Source organism: Streptomyces sp. NA02950, from assembly GCF_013364155.1.
In the GTDB taxonomy this organism is placed as follows: Bacteria; Actinomycetota; Actinomycetes; order Streptomycetales; family Streptomycetaceae; genus Streptomyces.
In genome coordinates this window covers 481,332-496,797 of the sequence record NZ_CP054916.1, presented here as the reverse complement: position 1 = coordinate 496,797, position 15,466 = coordinate 481,332, and the positions used below count along the sequence as shown (strand labels likewise).

The 15,466-nt window shown below is 70.3% G+C and carries 11 protein-coding genes and 1 pseudogene; 8 read left to right on the top strand and 4 right to left on the bottom strand.

From position 1 onward, the window contains the following. Window positions 1-14: 14 nt before the first annotated feature. From HUT19_RS01835 to HUT19_RS01825, 3 genes are all read left to right on the top strand, one after another. Window positions 15-947 carry an alpha/beta hydrolase gene (locus HUT19_RS01835; protein ID WP_176178747.1) on the top strand — a complete coding sequence of 311 codons (933 nt, stop codon included), beginning with the start codon at window positions 15-17 and terminating at the stop codon, window positions 945-947. Between the two features lie 16 nt (window positions 948-963). After that, window positions 964-1,683, top strand: coding sequence for a YafY family protein (locus HUT19_RS01830; protein WP_176178746.1), 720 nt, complete (start codon window positions 964-966; stop codon window positions 1,681-1,683). A gap of 515 nt (window positions 1,684-2,198) precedes the next feature. Next, window positions 2,199-2,870 (top strand): hypothetical protein, encoded by a 672-nt coding sequence (locus HUT19_RS01825; RefSeq protein WP_176178745.1) that lies wholly within the window; start codon window positions 2,199-2,201, stop codon window positions 2,868-2,870. Between the two features lie 544 nt (window positions 2,871-3,414). Here HUT19_RS01825 and HUT19_RS01820 read toward each other — a convergent pair. Beyond that, window positions 3,415-4,863 carry an amidase gene (locus tag HUT19_RS01820; protein WP_176178744.1) on the bottom strand — a complete coding sequence of 483 codons (1,449 nt, stop codon included), beginning with the start codon at window positions 4,861-4,863 and terminating at the stop codon, window positions 3,415-3,417. Window positions 4,864-5,001: 138 nt separating this feature from the next. Here HUT19_RS01820 and HUT19_RS01815 point away from each other — a divergent pair, with 138 nt between their 5' ends. After that, complete coding sequence (locus HUT19_RS01815) at window positions 5,002-5,598, top strand: TetR/AcrR family transcriptional regulator (protein ID WP_176178743.1); 597 nt, start codon at window positions 5,002-5,004, stop codon at window positions 5,596-5,598. Window positions 5,599-5,817: 219 nt separating this feature from the next. Here the strand turns inward: HUT19_RS01815 and HUT19_RS01810 are convergent, their stop codons facing one another. Both HUT19_RS01810 and HUT19_RS01805 read right to left on the bottom strand, forming a co-directional pair. Next, window positions 5,818-6,288, bottom strand: coding sequence for a (2Fe-2S)-binding protein (locus HUT19_RS01810; protein WP_176178742.1), 471 nt, complete (start codon window positions 6,286-6,288; stop codon window positions 5,818-5,820). A gap of 9 nt (window positions 6,289-6,297) precedes the next feature. After that, window positions 6,298-8,412 carry a xanthine dehydrogenase family protein molybdopterin-binding subunit gene (locus HUT19_RS01805; RefSeq protein ID WP_176186359.1) on the bottom strand — a complete coding sequence of 705 codons (2,115 nt, stop codon included), beginning with the start codon at window positions 8,410-8,412 and terminating at the stop codon, window positions 6,298-6,300. 531 nt (window positions 8,413-8,943) lie between these two features. Here HUT19_RS01805 and HUT19_RS01800 point away from each other — a divergent pair. After that, window positions 8,944-10,764 (top strand): protein-arginine deiminase domain-containing protein, encoded by a 1,821-nt coding sequence (locus HUT19_RS01800; protein ID WP_254886106.1) that lies wholly within the window; start codon window positions 8,944-8,946, stop codon window positions 10,762-10,764. Window positions 10,765-10,931: 167 nt separating this feature from the next. On the opposite strand, the pseudogene HUT19_RS01795 reads toward HUT19_RS01800, so the two are convergent. After that, window positions 10,932-11,683, bottom strand: a pseudogene (locus HUT19_RS01795) (aldo/keto reductase). 710 nt (window positions 11,684-12,393) lie between these two features. Between HUT19_RS01795 and HUT19_RS01790 the strand changes: the two are divergent. The 3 genes from HUT19_RS01790 to HUT19_RS01780 all read left to right on the top strand — a co-directional run bounded on the left by HUT19_RS01790 (window position 12,394) and on the right by HUT19_RS01780 (window position 14,967). Further along, window positions 12,394-12,552 carry a transposase gene (locus HUT19_RS01790; RefSeq protein ID WP_176178741.1) on the top strand — a complete coding sequence of 53 codons (159 nt, stop codon included), beginning with the start codon at window positions 12,394-12,396 and terminating at the stop codon, window positions 12,550-12,552. A gap of 183 nt (window positions 12,553-12,735) precedes the next feature. Further along, a complete protein-coding gene (gene putP, locus HUT19_RS01785) occupies window positions 12,736-14,238 on the top strand; it encodes a sodium/proline symporter PutP (protein WP_254885374.1) in 1,503 nt (500 codons plus the stop codon). A gap of 408 nt (window positions 14,239-14,646) precedes the next feature. Next, window positions 14,647-14,967: a GYD domain-containing protein gene (locus HUT19_RS01780; RefSeq protein WP_176178739.1), complete on the top strand. Its 321-nt coding sequence runs from the start codon at window positions 14,647-14,649 to the stop codon at window positions 14,965-14,967. The last annotated feature ends 499 nt before the right edge of the window (window positions 14,968-15,466 follow it).

Genomic DNA, 15,466 nt, shown 5'->3' with positions numbered 1-15,466 from the left:
TGACTATCGACGGCATGACGATCACAGATGAGGACTGCCTCCCCGAGACCCTGGCATTCAACGAGCAATTCGAGGCTGCCGCCGCGAACCGTCCAGCTCGCGGGCAGGCACCGAGCGCGGCCACGTTGGCGGTTCTGCGGCGCAACCGGCTCGGCGGCGACACGCCACCGGTAAGACTGCCGCACGGCCAAGACCGCGTCGTCGAGGACGGAGTGAAGGTACGGATCTTCGCGCCGGACCACGTCGACGGCGTGTACCTGCACATCCACGGAGGCGGCTGGGCCTTCGGGTCTGCGGACGGACAGGACAAGCGGCTCTGGCGGCTCGCCGAGCAGGCACGGCTGGCCGTGGTGAGCGTGGACTACCGCCTCGCGCCGGAACACCCCTTCCCCGCCGGGCCCGAGGACTGCGAGGCGGCTGCCCGATGGCTGGTGACACATGCCGCGGCCGAATTCGGTACCGAACGGCTGCTGATCGGCGGTGAATCGGCCGGTGCCCACCTGAGCGTCGTGACACTGCTGCGCCTTCGCGACCGGCATGGCGTCACCGGCGCGTTCCAGGCGGCCCACCTGCTCTTCGGCCCCTACGACCTGTCGATGACACCGAGCCAGCGGTTGTTCGGCCCACGACAGCTGCTGAGCAACACCGACACGCTGCGGCGCGGCTATGAGCTGTTCACGCCAGGGATGGGAGAAGAGCAGCGTCGTAGCCCGGAGGTCTCGCCCCTGTTCGCTGACCTGACCGGGCTGCCGCCCGCCCGGATCGTCGTCGGCACCGAGGATCCGCTGCTGGACGACTCGCTGTTCCTGGCCGCACGGTGGCAGGCGGCGGGTGCGCCTGTGCAGCTCGGCGTCGTCGCCGGCGCGATGCACGGCTTCACCCTGTTCCCCCTGACCGTCACCGAGCGGGAACTACGGCGTGAGCGGGACTTCCTGGTCTCCGCGTGACGGTAGCGTCGGCAGCATGAATCGCACTGCCCGGCTGTACGCGCTGGTGGAAGAGTTGCGCGCGGCGGCGCCGCGGCCGCTGACGGTCGCGGCGCTCGCCACGCGGTTCGAGGTCAGCACACGCACGGTGCAGCGCGACCTTCAGACGCTGATGGAGACCGGTGTCCCGGTGCGCTCCATACCCGGGCGAGGCGGTGGCTGGTCGACCGACCCGGAGATGACCCTGCCCCCGATCCACCTCACCACCGATGAAGCCTCGGCGCTGACCGCCGCGCTCGCCGCGGCCGGCGCCTCCACCCCCTTCGTCAGCGCGGCTCGCACGGCGGCTCAGAAGATCGTGGCCTCGATGGCGGGCCCCGCCTCGGCGGCGGCCCAAGAACTCGCCGCACGGATCGTTACCCTGCCGACGCACGGCGACTCCGCGATCCGTACCGCGGTGGAGCAGGCTCTCACCCACAACATGGTTCTGCGGCTGTCCTACACCGACGCGGCAGGACACGAAAGCAACCGCGTCGTGGAACCGGCCGGACTGCTCACTGCCGACGGCCGCTGGTACCTCATCGCCTGGTGCCGCACACGCCGGGCCGGCCGGGGCTTCCGGCTGGACCGGATCGCAGCAGCGGCCCCGACCGGTGAACAAGGACAGCCCCATAACCTGACCGAACTCCTCCTCGGCTCGGCCGCCGCCGGCGCAGTACAACCCGCCGCACTGGCCTCCCTCACACCCCCATCATGAGAATCCGAAGGCACCAACCCGGCGAAGCTTTCCGGGGGTACAGCGTTTTGTTACGACACCTCTCTCCCTTGTTGCTTGAGCTGGTCGTCGGTGGTGGAGGAGATCACCGGATCCGGCGGGCCCCATGTCCTCTGCCGCCGGGGAGGAACGAGGGCCCGTCCGGAACCTGCCGCATCGCGATCTGCGCGGCGAAGCACGTGAGCTCATCCAGCCCGTCTGCCAGATGGACGCTCCCGGCCCGGTACGCCTGCTCGCCCGCCAGGGCACCGGCCGTTCCCAGGGACCGCGAGTGTCCCGGCGGATGGTGCCGGGGTACCGGCACGTGCACGGGTGGGAACGGCGCCCAGGGCCGCCCGCCCGGTACGCGGTCTCCGGATGCGGATCATGTTCCTGCCATCTTTGCCCGGCTTCACGCCGCTGTCGCCGAACCACCTCTACGATCACTGCGGTTGGCAGTGGACGTGATCTCACCACGCTCCGGCGTGCCGTCAGATCGAGTCGAAGGGGCTGGAGAAGTGAAGAGCGGAATCGGAATCGTCGTCGCGTCGGCCGCGTCCCTGGCGGTCCTGCTGGGCGGGACAGGGACGGCGACGGCACAGGACTCCGGCACGGGTGGGAAGTCCTGTGACGGCGTCCGGCTGACCGGCGACCTCCCGGCCCCGTCGGCCGGCCGGGCCGTTTCACGGCAGATCACCATCGGCCCCGATTGCAAGGCCACTCTCGGGCCGGTGCGGCACACTGCGGCGTCCCCCGCCGCTCGTCGGGCCGCGGCCCCGGCCGCCGCCGGTGCGGGCCATCAGCTGCGTGGCTGGAACGAGATGTACGACTGCTGCAACATCCGCATGACCGGTTTGTACACCACGGCCGCCTGGGACACCACGGACCAGCGCATCACCGAGGCCACCATCACCCCGACGCAGGAGTGGAACCGGGAGCCGTGGGACGCCGGGTGGTCCCTGGCGTCCCGGACCTCCAAGGACGACTGCACGGCCGACTGCCCCGTGGTGAACTCCCAGGCGCACGCCGACTTCACCTACAAGGGCATCTTCGACCCGATCGGCAGCTGGTACGCCAACACCCACCACTCCACCGTCCGGTTGAACGCCGACGGGACCTCCAGCTGCCACTTCGATGTGGAGCTGCGGCACACCTTCGTCGGCTGGAACTGGCGGTACGGCTGCGAGTGAGCCGTCCCCCCGGCCGGTCCGGCCCCTCGGCGGATCGGCCCGGCGTGCACGCGCCCGGCACCGTGCTGGTGTGTCAAGGCCTGCGGAAGGCGCCGCTCGGAGGGGCGCTCACGCGAAGGCATAGCGCCGACGATGCGGGGGCACGCTCTGAGCTGACTGCCGACCGGGGTTTCCGACGCCCCCGGCGGCCCGTGGTGCGTGGTGCGTGGTGCGTGGAGCAGCCTTGGGCACCAGGCTGAAGCACCCGGCGGCCGCGGCTGCCGGAGATCAGGTTCCTCGCAAGCCCGGCCAGGCTGGCGCTGCTCTGGCCGGTTTGGTGCTCCGCGAACCGGCGCCGGAACTCGTGGAACGCGGTTCGACAGGGGGCCATCGATGACCTGAGGCGGCCCGCTGCGAAGGCATCGGCATGGGCGGAGCCATGGCGGCATGGCTCCTACGGGCCGGTGTGGCGTCCGGGGTGCTTCGGCCGTCGGCCGGTATACCCCCTGCTGGGGCGCGAGCCCATCAAGGGATATGCCGGTGTTCCTATGAGCGACGTCCTTGGTCAGGCGTTGCCGCCGTGGCCCGCCCACACCACGGGAGTCCGCCGGTTCCAGGGACTGGCTTGCTCGAGCTGTCCTGCGAGGCGGAAGAGAACGTCCTCGCCCCCGAAGCCGGCGGCGAACTGCAGGCCGATGGGGAGGCCCGTCGCGGTGTCGGACGCCAGGGGCACCGACATGGCGGGCGTACCGGCGACATTGAAGCCCGCGGTGAACGGGGAGCGGTCGAAAAGGCGGACCAGCCATCCGGGGCCATCCAGGTCGTCCGCTCCCTCGGCATACGTTCCCAGAGGCACGGGCAGCTCGGGCAGAGTCGGCGTGAGGAGTATGTCGTACGTGGCGAAGTACCGCGCCACGCTCCGGGCGACGCGGTTGCGCATCGCAAGCGCCTTGACGAACCGTACGCCGGTCACCTGCTGCCCATAGCGGTAGCTGGCAAGGATGACGTTCTCCAAAGTGGTCGCGTCCACGGGCCGGCCGAGGGCGGCCGCCAGGTCATCCACCCACGCGGTGAGATTCGCGCTCCACAGGGCGGCGTTGCCGAGGATGAATTCGTCCCAGCCGACTCCCAGGTCGAGGTCCGCTTCCCGCACGTGGTGACCGAGCGACTCCAGCAGCTGCATGGTGGCGGCGACGGCGTCGGCCACGGGCGCGGTGGTGCGGCGTCCTCCCCAGGGCTGCGTGAGGACACCGATCCGCAGCGCGCCCGGATGCCGGGTGGCTTCCTCGGCGTACGGCCGCGCGGGTTCGGCGGCGAAGTAGGGGTCGCCCGGCTCCGGGCCCCTCATCCGGTCGAGGAGGACGGCACTGTCACGAACGGTGCGGCTGACGCTGCCGTGCACGGCGAGCCCGTTGAAGATCTCGTCCACGTCGGGTCCCATGGACACCCGCCCCCGGGTGGGCTTCAAGCCGAACAGCCCGTTGTAAGCGGCCGGAATGCGGATCGATCCCGCAGCGTCGGTGGCGTGTGCGACCGGGACGATCCCGGCGGCGACAGCGGCCCCCGCCCCTCCGCTCGAGCCGCCCGCACTCCGTTCGACGTCCCAGGGGTTGTGAGTGGCCCCGTAGAGCACCGGTTCGGTCGTGATGCTGTAGGCCATCTCCGGCGTGGTGGTACGTCCGAGCGTCACCAGCCCGGCCTGCCTGAACCGTCGCATCAAGGACGAGTCGGCCCCCGCGACATGGCCGGCTGCGAGGCGGCTGCCCAGCTCCATGCGCTTGCCCGCCATCGCGACGCCCAGATCCTTGATCAGGAAGGGCACTCCTGCCAGCGGTCCCCCTTCCTCCTGCGCCTCATCCGCCGGCCATGTCTCCGCCACGGCGTTGATCCGCGGATTGACCACGCGCACCGCCTCAAGTGCCGCGGCCTCCAGCTCGGCGGGTGTCACCTCGCCGCGGGCGACCAGGTCGGCGAGCCCTACCGCGTCGAAGCTCACGTACTCGGAAAGTTTCACTGCGGCACTCCCTCCTCACGTACACGACAATACTGCATAGTTCTGTACGATACCGAACGGTATCATCAAGGATGGTTTGGTACCGTAGCGGCGATGGGACAAGGTGACAACGCCGATCGCGCAGCGGAGGGGAGCCGCGTGACAACCACCTCGAGAAGGCCGACGAGGGTGGCGAAGCTGCCCCCGCGGGAGCGCATCCTCGACGCCGCCGAGGAACTTTTCCTCAACGAGGGCATCGGGCGGGTCGGCCTACAGGCGATCGCCGATCGGGCCGGTACCACCAAGATGGCGATCTATCGGCACTTCGAGACCAAAGACGCCCTGATCGTCGAGTGGCTGCGCATCGTCGTCCATGACTACGCGGCAGCCTTCGACAAGGTGGAGGAAGAGCATCCCGACGACGCCCGCGCTCAACTGCTCGGCCTGGCACGGTTCATCGCCGACGGGCTTCCGGCGATCACGCACCGGGGCTGTCCCTTCATCAACTCGATAGCCGAGCTGCCCGACCCGGCGCACCCGGCGCGCCAATTGATCCAGAACCATAAGGCCCGGCAGGCACGCAGACTCACCGACATGTGCGCACGGGCCGGCCTGCCGGACCCCGAGCAGGCCTGCGCCTCGATCACCTTCCTCCTCGAGGGCGCGCAGATCAGCGCCCAGAACGGGAGCATCGATGAGACAGGGGATCGTCTCATGAGAGCGGTCGAGGCCATCGTGCTGCCTGATGCTGTTTGACGGGGCGGTGAAGTCCGCAGTGGATCTGACGCTGCTGCCCGAGCAGCGCCGCGGGCAGGAGCGATGTACGCCGGGCTCCACCACGGCCGGATCCGGTTGCCCGGCCTCCGGTCCGGCCTCAGGCCCCGGCTGGGGGGAGGCGCCTACCGGTCCCCTCGCCGCACGGCTCTGGAAGTCCCCTTGCGGTACAAGACGTCCTCTCAGGACCGCAATCCCCGGTCAGTCTTCGGCGTGCCGGCCGCCGGCGGACGCCTTCTTGATCGCTTCGCGTATCCGGGAGTAGGTGCCGCAGCGACAGACGTTCTCGATGCGGTCGATGTCGGCGTCCGTCGGCCGGGGCGTCTTCTTCAGCAGGGCTGCCGCGGCCATGATCTGCCCCGGCTGGCAGAAGCCGCACTGCGCGACGTCGCAGTCGAGCCAGGCCCGTTGTACGGGGTGCAGTGTGTCTCCGTCGGCCAGGCCTTCGATGGTGGTGACGGAGCGGTCCGCGCAGTCCGCGGCGGGCACGACGCAGGGCTGGACCTCCTCGCCGTCGAGATGGCTGGTGCAGGCGCGGCAGACCCCGACACCGCAGCCGTACTTGGGGCCGGTGACCCCCAGCATGTCGCGCAGCACCCACAGCAGCGGCATGTCGGCCGGTGCCTGGACGGTGACCCGCTTCCCGTTCAGGACGAAGGCGTAGGAGGGCATCGGTACCTCTCAGAAGTTGACCGGGAAACGGCGGGGTCGGGTACCGGTCGCCTGGGCATAGGCGTTGGCGACGGCGCCCGCCGCGGCCGGAACGCCGAGTTCGCCGGCTCCTCCGGGGTCACGCCGGGAGGGCATGATGTGCGCTTCGAAGTGCAGAGGCGCGTGCCGCCCGCGGGCGTAGCGGAAGTCGGAGAAGCTGCTCTCGCGGACCGCGCCACGGTCGATGTGGAGGCCGGCCTGCAACACGGTGGAGATCCCGTCGATCGCGGTGCCCATGAGCTGAGCCTCGAGGCCGCGCGGGTTGACGACCGTTCCGACGTCGGCCGCCATCACCACCTTGGTCACCCGGGGCTTCTTCGGGTCGGTGGCGTCGATTTCGACCAGGCAGGCCACGCACGAGCCGTACTCCTCGTGGACAGCCACGCCCTGGGCCTGGCCCGTCGGCATGGTCCGGCCCCACCTTCCGGCGGTCGCGACCTTGTCGAGTACGGCCTTGACGGCCTTGCCGCGGAGTGTGGTGCGCCGGAACGCGACCGGGTCCTTGCCCAGGCTCCTGGCGACCTCGTCGACGACGATCTCCTCGGCCGTCCTCGTCGTCCCGGAATCCACCGACCGCCAGGCGCCGAGGGGCATCGCCAGCCCGACCTCACCCGAGTCCCGCGAGACGCGTCCGAAGTTGTACGGTCCGGTGTCGCTGGGGAGCGGGCCCGCCGCGGGAGTGCGCCCGGCGCGTGCGACGGCGGCGGTGGTCGCACCTCCCTGCCCGGCCGTGCCCTGCTGGGCGGAGGACTCGGTCACCGAGGCCATTGAGTGCGCGAAGGCCACCACCCTTCCCCGCGCGAGGCTGGCCCGGATCCTGTGGTGGCTGGCCGGACGCATCCTGCCGTGCCGTATGTCGTCGCCCCGGCTCCACATCAGCTTCACCGGCCGGCGTGCCGCTTTGGAGATCAGTGCCGCCTCAATCGCAGCGTCGAAGTTCAGCCGCCGGCCGAACGAACCCCCGCCGCGCACGACATGCACCCGGACCTTGGACTTCGGCAGTCCGATCGCCTCGGCGATGCTCTCCCGCGCGTCCATCGGCGTCTGCGTGGAGAACCAGAACTCCGCGCGGTGGGCGCGCACATCCGCCACCGCGGTCAGCACCTCCATCGGGGCGTGGCTGACGAAGGCGAACTCGAACTCGGCTTCTTTCTGCGCCGATCCGCGCGGCGGGGTGCCGAGCCGTGGAACGGCGGCCCGCAGCCGGGCCCGGATGGCGGCGTCCGACAGGGGCGCGAGCGGGCCGGGGCCCCATGTGATCCGCAGCGCGTCCCTGGCCTTGAAGGCGTGGTGGAAGGTGTCCGCCACCACGGCGACACCTCCGGCGATCCTGACGACGGCGCGGACGCCCGGCATGGCGCGGGCCGCACTTTCGTCGACCGAGACGACCTTCCCCATGATCGTCGGCGGCCGGGCCACCACGGTCGGCTTCGCTCCGGCCACCGAAAGGTCTCCGGCGTACTTCGCCTGGCCCGTGACGATGTCCCGCGCGTCGATCCGGGTCGTCGGCCGCCCGATCACGCGATGCCGGGACCGGGGCTTGGGCCTGCTCGACACGGTGGGCCGATGGATCCCGGCGGCGCTCGCGGTCAGTGACCCGTAGCTGGCAGTGCGCCCGTCCGGTGCGATGACCATGGTGTCCCGGGTGCGCAGGGTCCGGGCGGGGAGGTGCCACCGCCTGGCAGCCGCGGTCAGAAGCCTGGCGCGGGCGGTGGCGGCCAGTTGGCGGGCCGGGTCGTACAGCGAGCTGACCGAGCTCGAACCGCCCGTGTACTGGTTGCCCTTGTCCCGGGCGTCGGCGAGCGGGATGTCGACGTCGACGAGCCGGGCGTCCAACTCCTCGGCGATCATCATGGCGACCGCGGTCGTGATGCCCTGGCCGACCTCGACCCGGGGCAGCCGCACGATCACCTTGTTCGCCGCCGTGACGTGCAGGACCAGCATCTCGTCGTCGGCGCCCGTCACCAGGACGCCGGACGGTTTGCGTACAGACTCCGGGGTGCCCTCGGCGCCTTCCGCCGAGAGCGTGTCGCAGCCGATCGGTGCGGCGACCGTCAGGGCGGACGCCCCCAGCGAATAGACGATGAATCGTCGACGGGACAGCCGACCGGCCGGACGGGACTGCCGGGACGCTGTCTGCCGTGGCACCCCCTCCTGGGGCGTACCGGCGCCGGTGACGAAAGACGCGAAACCGTCCAACAGGTATCCCTCCCAGTACGTCGCCCTCTACTCGCATCGTGCGTCGGGCCCGTCCATGACCTGAGTACCCGGGTCCGTCCAACTGGTATGAGGTGTCCTTTCCCTTCCGGGTTGCGTGCCGAAGCGGAATTGCTGCCGCGGGAGTTGACGCGAGGCAGATGCTCCACCCACAGACACCGAACCCGCCCTTCTCGCCGTCTGTTTCCTTCCGCATCTTCCTCCCGGTGCGTCAACCTGACGGTCTCCGTGGCCCTCTTGTTCTTCGACGGCTCTCGCACACCTGACCGGAGGGCCGCGGGAACAAGGAGGGGAACTGTGCGTACGCACCGATGGAGGAACATCGCGCTGGCGACCGGCATGGCGGGGGTCCTTGCGTCCACGGGCGCCACCGCCGTCGCCGAAACCGGTACCTCGGCCATGCCCCAGGTACCCGACCTGCGCGCCGATGTGAACCGGGACGGCTCCGTCGAGGGCGCCACCGACACGGACGGCGAGAACACCTGGACCCCACGGCGGGGCGCGATCGTGCTGCCGAACGTCGACGACGACGCCAAGCGCTGCCCGGTCAAGGACGCACAGGGCAGGCCGCTTTCGGACGCCAAGCTGGCCCGGTGCAACGACGCGTCGGACGCCAAGGTGAACGGCGCGCGCGACGCCGCCGACCTGGCTCGGCTCAAGACCGCGCCGCTGCCCAAGACCCCGGCGGGCAGTCACGGCACCGTCAAGGCGGTCGGCACCGGCGCCAAGAAGTCCCGCCTCTTCATCCAGCGCGAGGGCCGCTGGTCCCTGCTGCGGCCCACCGACCGGCTCTCCACGAAGGAGCTGCGCTCCGGTGTCGAGCTGGGCATCGAGGCGACCGACGTCGTGCGCGACGCCCGGAAGTGGAACGGAGAGGTGAAGGTCCGCTTCACGGTCACCGACGGCGGCACGTCACGCTCCGACGACGTCGTGCTGCGCACCGCCCCCGTGCTCACCCACCACCACCTCCAGCGGGCCGAGGAACTCCTCGTCACCAAGGTGTCCGGCGGCGGCGCCTACGGCCGTGCCCGGCGAAAGTTCGTCAAGGACCTGGCCGAGCAGGCGAAGGCCGCCGGGATCAGCAAGCCCCTGACCACCTTCACCGCGTACCACGACGTCTGGGCGCAGGACTTCGTGGAGCCCGCGTACGCGAGCATGCCGGGCCCGGGCGGCAAGCAGCGCATGATGCGCGTCCTCATCCGCTCCGCGCAGCCGGACCGGGACGCCGGGCGCGAGCTGTTCGAGAAGCTGCGCGGTCCGGACGTGGGCGTGGTCCAGGTCAGCGGGGTACGCGACAACGAGGAGTGGACGCTCAACTCCATGGGCAACCTGGAGACCATCCCGCCGTACACCCTGGGCGGCAAGAGCTACCCCGCCGGACGCATCATCCAGGGTTACCGCGCCGACACCGGTTCCAAGCCCGCCAAGGCGATGCGTACGTTCCTGTCCTCCCAGGGCGTGCAGGCGCCGCTGCTGCTCGACACGTCCTGGCTCTCGGTCGGGCACGTGGACGAGTTCATCCAGTTCCTGCCCGCGGACACCGAGCGCGGCTGGCGCGTAGGCGTCGCCGACCCGGCGGCCGGCGTGGAACTGCTGCGCAAGGCCAAGCGGGACGGCCACGGCGGTGAGAAGATGTTCTCCGTGCCGAGCTCGGCCGACATCCCGGCGCCCAAGGAGACCATCGACCAGGTCCTCGCCAATGCCACGTTCCACGCGGACAACAAGCTGGCGGCCGACCGCATCAAGGCGAACCTGGACATCCTCAAGCGCGAGACCGGCATCACCGACGCGGAGATCGTCAAGGTGCCGGGCCTGTACACGCGCGACGGGGCCGAGCGCGGCGATCTCAGCGGCAGCCGCAAACTGCGGCGCATGGGCCCCGACACGCTGCGCCGGTTCAGCCAGCTCGGCGGTGACGACAGCCGTACCGACGGCGGCGCCACACGGCGGGCCGCCGCCTCACGGAACAGCGCCTATATCCCCGGCGCGGTCAACGGCGTCCTGCTCAGCCCGACGCGCTACCTCGCGCCCCAGCAGTGGGGCCCGGTCATCGGCGGCCGGGACATCTTCACCGCGGCCGTGCACTCCGTGTACGCGAAGGCGGGCTTCACCACGTCCTACGTCGACGACTGGTACACGTACCACATCGGCATGGGCGAGGTGCACTGCGGCACCAACACACTGCGTGACGCCACCGCTCCGTGGTGGCCCACGGCGTAGGGCCTTGCCCCGACGGATCGGCGCGCCACAGCCGACGCCGACGAGGACCTGAACTGGGCCGCACACCGTGCGTCCGCACGCCAGTGGCGGTCACCGGGCGGCGTGGCGAACCGGCCCGTCAACCGCTGCCGTCGGTCAGGGTCGGCAAGCGACGCCCGGTGACCCACTCACCTCGGCAGAGCGCCATCAAGCCGCGTCAACTCCTCCGTGCTCAGCTTGAGGTCCGTGGCCCTGGCCGAGTCGGTGATGGAGGCCGGGCGGCTGGCTCCCGGTACCGGGATCACTGCGGGGGAGCGGGCGAGCAGCCATGCCAGGGCGATCTGCTGCGGGCTGACGCCGCGGTCGTCCGCAATGCGGTGGCAGGCAGTGCCGGCCGAGGTGGGGCCGCAGGGGCCGTCGAGGGAGCTGCGCGAGATGCCACCCAGCGGACTGGTGACGTTGGAGATGCCGGCGGCGCGGATCGTGCCGGTGTCGAGCAGCTCGCGCAGCGCGCCGACGGACTCCGCCCACGGCACGGCGGGGTCCGGCTTGTGCAGCTGGTACAGGCCGATCGCGTCGATGGCCAGGCGCTTGGCGGAGGCCTCGGCTGCTCGCTTGAGATGTTCCGGGGGTGGCGGTGACGGTCCAGCTGCCGTCGCCGGGGCGGCCGCGGCCGCCCTTGGTGGCGACCAGGATGGCGGAGGTGTCGCCGCCGTAACGGGCGGCCAGGGCGCGGGCGATCAGCAGCTCGTTGTGACCGGCCTCGTCGGCGTGCCAGTGGTAGCTGTCGGCGGTGTCGATGAGCGGGACACCCGCGTCGAGGGCGGCGTGGATGGTGGCGATGGCCCGCCTCTGGTCCGGACGGTGCTCGACGGACAGCGGCATGGCGCCCAGGCCGATGGCCGCTGACGGTGGTGGCTGCGATGGTGCGGTACTGCATGGTGGCTTCCGCAGGCGGTGAGGGACGGTTCGGTGGTGAGGCTTCGGCGACGGCGCCGGGCAGCCAGTCGGTGGTGCGGGAGAAGGGGAAGCCCAGCTCCTTGGCGCGGGTGTTGCTCATGGCGTAGCGGCGGTCGAAGGAGAACGGCGAGAAGCCTCCTGGCCCGCCGGGGGACGGTCCGGTAGACGGGCTCCCGCCCCGCCTGCGTGGCGATGATCCCCTCGGTCGCGCTCGCCCCGGAGATCCCTGGCCTTCGCACCGTCCGATCAAGGCGCCGGGACCGATCCGGCACATCGGTGTCGCCGCGATCAGCCGCAGCGACTGGCCTCACGTTACGCCGCTGATCCCTTCGTGAGCAGGCGGTGCAGCAGCACCAGGAGAGGCGTTGGTCCCGCTTCGCTTCGGGGACGGGTGAAAACACCCTCATAAACGATCCGGGGGGCTCTGCTGCCGCCAACTGGTGGGGGGGTACGGAACTTGTCGCCGTCGGCGCAGCAAGCGTCGCGGATGCGGGCGGTGGCCACGCTGGTCGGGCACTGTCGGAGACCGAGCAGCAGGCGGTACGGCAGCCGGCCCCGGACTACCCAGCCGTGTGACCTCGGTCCCGCGATCGGCACCAAGGGACGCATCCCCTTCGTGGTCTTCACGCAGACCTTCGACGCGAGTACTATCTGCCGCTCCTGGGACGGCTCATCGGTCACTTCGGCCGCATGGGACACCTCGTCGTGGACGGTCAATCCGCCCACTGCTCCCACGCGGTCTGTGACCGGCTGTCCGAGCACGCCGACCGGATCGATCCGCGCTTCCTGCCGTTGTACCTACCAGAGCACAACCTCGATGAGCTGGTCAACGCCGACCTCAAGCTGTAACCCGCCCACGCGCAGCCGACCCACAACCAAGCCCAACGCGCCGCTGACAGCCCGAAGTTCTTCCACCGGCGCCAGCGCCGCCGCACATCGTCCGCGGCTACTTCCACAGGCCACACGTCCGCTACGTCCTCGAAGAGAACCAGCAGCCATGGAGCAGTGGTGACACCCTTAATCGTACCCGTCATGATCACGTTTGGGATATTCCTGATCACCATGGTGTTCGTGGGTGTCCTGACGTATCAGGACACGTTGACATTCTCCGACTTCGCGCTGGGCGGACGCCGGCTGAGTGCGCCCTTGGCGGCCCTGTCCGCCGGAGCCAGTGATATGTCCGGCTGGCTGTTCCTGGGACTGCCCGGCGCCGTCTATACGGCGGGGATCGGCGCCTCGTGGATCGCCGTCGGTCTCGCCGTCGGCACCTATCTCAACTGGCTCCTGGTCGCGCCGCGATTGCGCACCTACACCGAACTGGCCGGTGACGCGAAGACCCTCTCGGCCTATCTGGAGGAGCGGTTCGAGGACGGCAGCAGAATGCTTCGCGTGGTCTCGGCAACGGTCACCGTCGCCTTCTTCACCGTCTACGTGGCGAGCGGACTCCTGGCAGGGGGTGTGCTGTTCGAGGGCATCTTCGGCGGCGGCTTCGACTTCGCGCTCACCGTCTTCGCCACGGTGATCGTGGTCTACACCGTGCTGGGCGGCTTCCGAGCGGTGAGTGTGACGCACTCGGTGCAGGCGACGGTGATGTTCTGCGCGGCCGTGGCACTCCCGGCGATCGGCATGGTGACGCTGGGCGGACTCGGTGCGCTGCACGGCGTACTGACGCGCAAGACCCCGTCCCTGCTGAACATGGGGGAACAGGCCGGATTCGACGGCAGCCAGTGGACCTCCGCCGGGCCGCTCGGTGCGGTGGCGGTGATCTCCCTGCTCGCCTGGGGACTGGGCTACTTCGGTCAGCCTCACATCCTGGTGCGCTTCATGAGCATCCGCAGCACCCGCGAGATTCCCCGGGCCCGCCGTATCGGTGTGGCCTGGGTGGTCGGGTGTCTGGCGGGCGCCTCGACCGTGGGACTGGTGGGGATCGCCGCGCTCGACCAGCCGCTGAAGAATCCGGAGACCGTCTTCATCGCGCTCTGCGCCCAACTGGTCAATCCCTGGGTCGCCGGCATCCTGCTGGTGGGCGTGCTCGCCGCGATCAAGTCCACCGCGGACAGCCAGCTGTTGGTCTCGGCGATGGCCCTGACCGAGGACTTCTACCGGGCCTTCGTCAACCGGCGGGCCTCTGATGCGTCGATGGTGCTGGCGGCTCGGGCGACGGTGGTGGCCGTCGCCCTGGTGGCCTACGTCATCGCGCTCAGCGGCGGCGCCGTACTGGACATCGTCGCCTACGCCTGGGCGGGTTTCGGCTCAGCCTTCGGGCCGGTGATCCTGTTGTCGCTCTACTGGCCGCGCATGACGCGGGCTGGGGCGATGGCCGGCATCGTGACGGGAGCGGCCACCGTCCTCCTGTGGAAGCACATCGACCCGCTCCTCGGTCCGCTGCAGTCGGGCGTCTACGAGATGGTGCCGGGGGTGCTCGCGGCCACCGCGGCGGCGCTGCTCTTCGGCACGTTCGTCGGCCGCCCGCCGCGCCGCACCTGGTCGGGCGCCATGGAGCCGGACCCCACGGCGAGGGTGCCGGTCAGCTGAACGTCGCACGACAGCGTCCGACCGCTGCGGGGCCGCATACCCGAACGCCCACACATCTGCGCCCCCTACGTTCATGCGGGGACGGAGGCCGCACTCGACCGGCGGCGCCCATGGTCCTGCCGGGTGGTGGCGGAGCGGGTGGTGCGGGCGAGCCCGGGCCGCCACCCGAACCAACTGACCGTCCGGTCAACGCCCCGCCCCTGTGGGTGCCGCCGGGAAGTGGCGGTGCGCGGTTGTCCGGGTCAGGGAGTCTCACGGGCATCGCTCCCGGCGGTGCGTCCCTCTTCGGCTCTGAAGACACGTCCGTTGATACGCCATCCGGGGCATGGGCACACGGTGCTCGCGGCAGCGTCCAACTCGCGCGGTAAGGAACAGGTGCCGGCTGCGACGAGTGAGTGGGAGATGTGCATGCCGAAGTACCTGGTGACGGCCAGTTACAGCGCCGATGGTGCCAAGGGGCTGCTCGCCGATGGAGGGACGGGACGCAGGGAGGCCGTCAAGCGGGAGATCCAGTCGTGCGGGGGGACGCTGGAATGGATGTACTTCGCCTTCGGCGAACACGATCTGTACGTCGTCGTCGACATTCCCGATAACGTGTCGATGGCCGCTATCTCCATCGTGGCACGGTCAAGCGGTGCTGTGCACTCCAAGGCCGTACCGTTGCTCAGCCCCGAAGATCTCGATGCCGCGACGAAAAAGCAGGTCGACTACAGGCCCCCCGGCGCTTGAACCGAGGGCGACGACGAGGGCGCGTATCGAATCGTGATCGATGGGCGGTCCGGGTGAGACGGGGCAGGTGTGCTTTTCCCGGAGCTGCACCAGCCACCCGGGGAAGGACTCGGCACGGGTGGGTTCGGCCGAGACCCACGACCGCGCCCGGCCGCAGCCTTCGACGACACGCTTCACGTAGCGATATGGACATCGCTGGTAGGGACTGCGCGGTACAGCAGCACAGTTCCCTCGGGCGGTGGCAGCGCCGGGGGCTCGCGTAGGCGACCCGGCCGTCCCGCAGGGGCTGTCGGCACAGTGGGCAGCCGCCGCTGCGACAGCCCGACGGTGCGCGGACGCCTGCGCGCATCGGCCGGGTCGAGCCGGGTGCCGTCGTCCGGTGTCCCTTGCGCGGTGATGCCGCTGACGGTGAAGGACGCCCGGAAACGGTCCGGGTTCCGGTGCCGGTACGCCGGGCGACTTCGCCCACATCCGGTCGTCCTGCCGCCGCCTGGGCCCG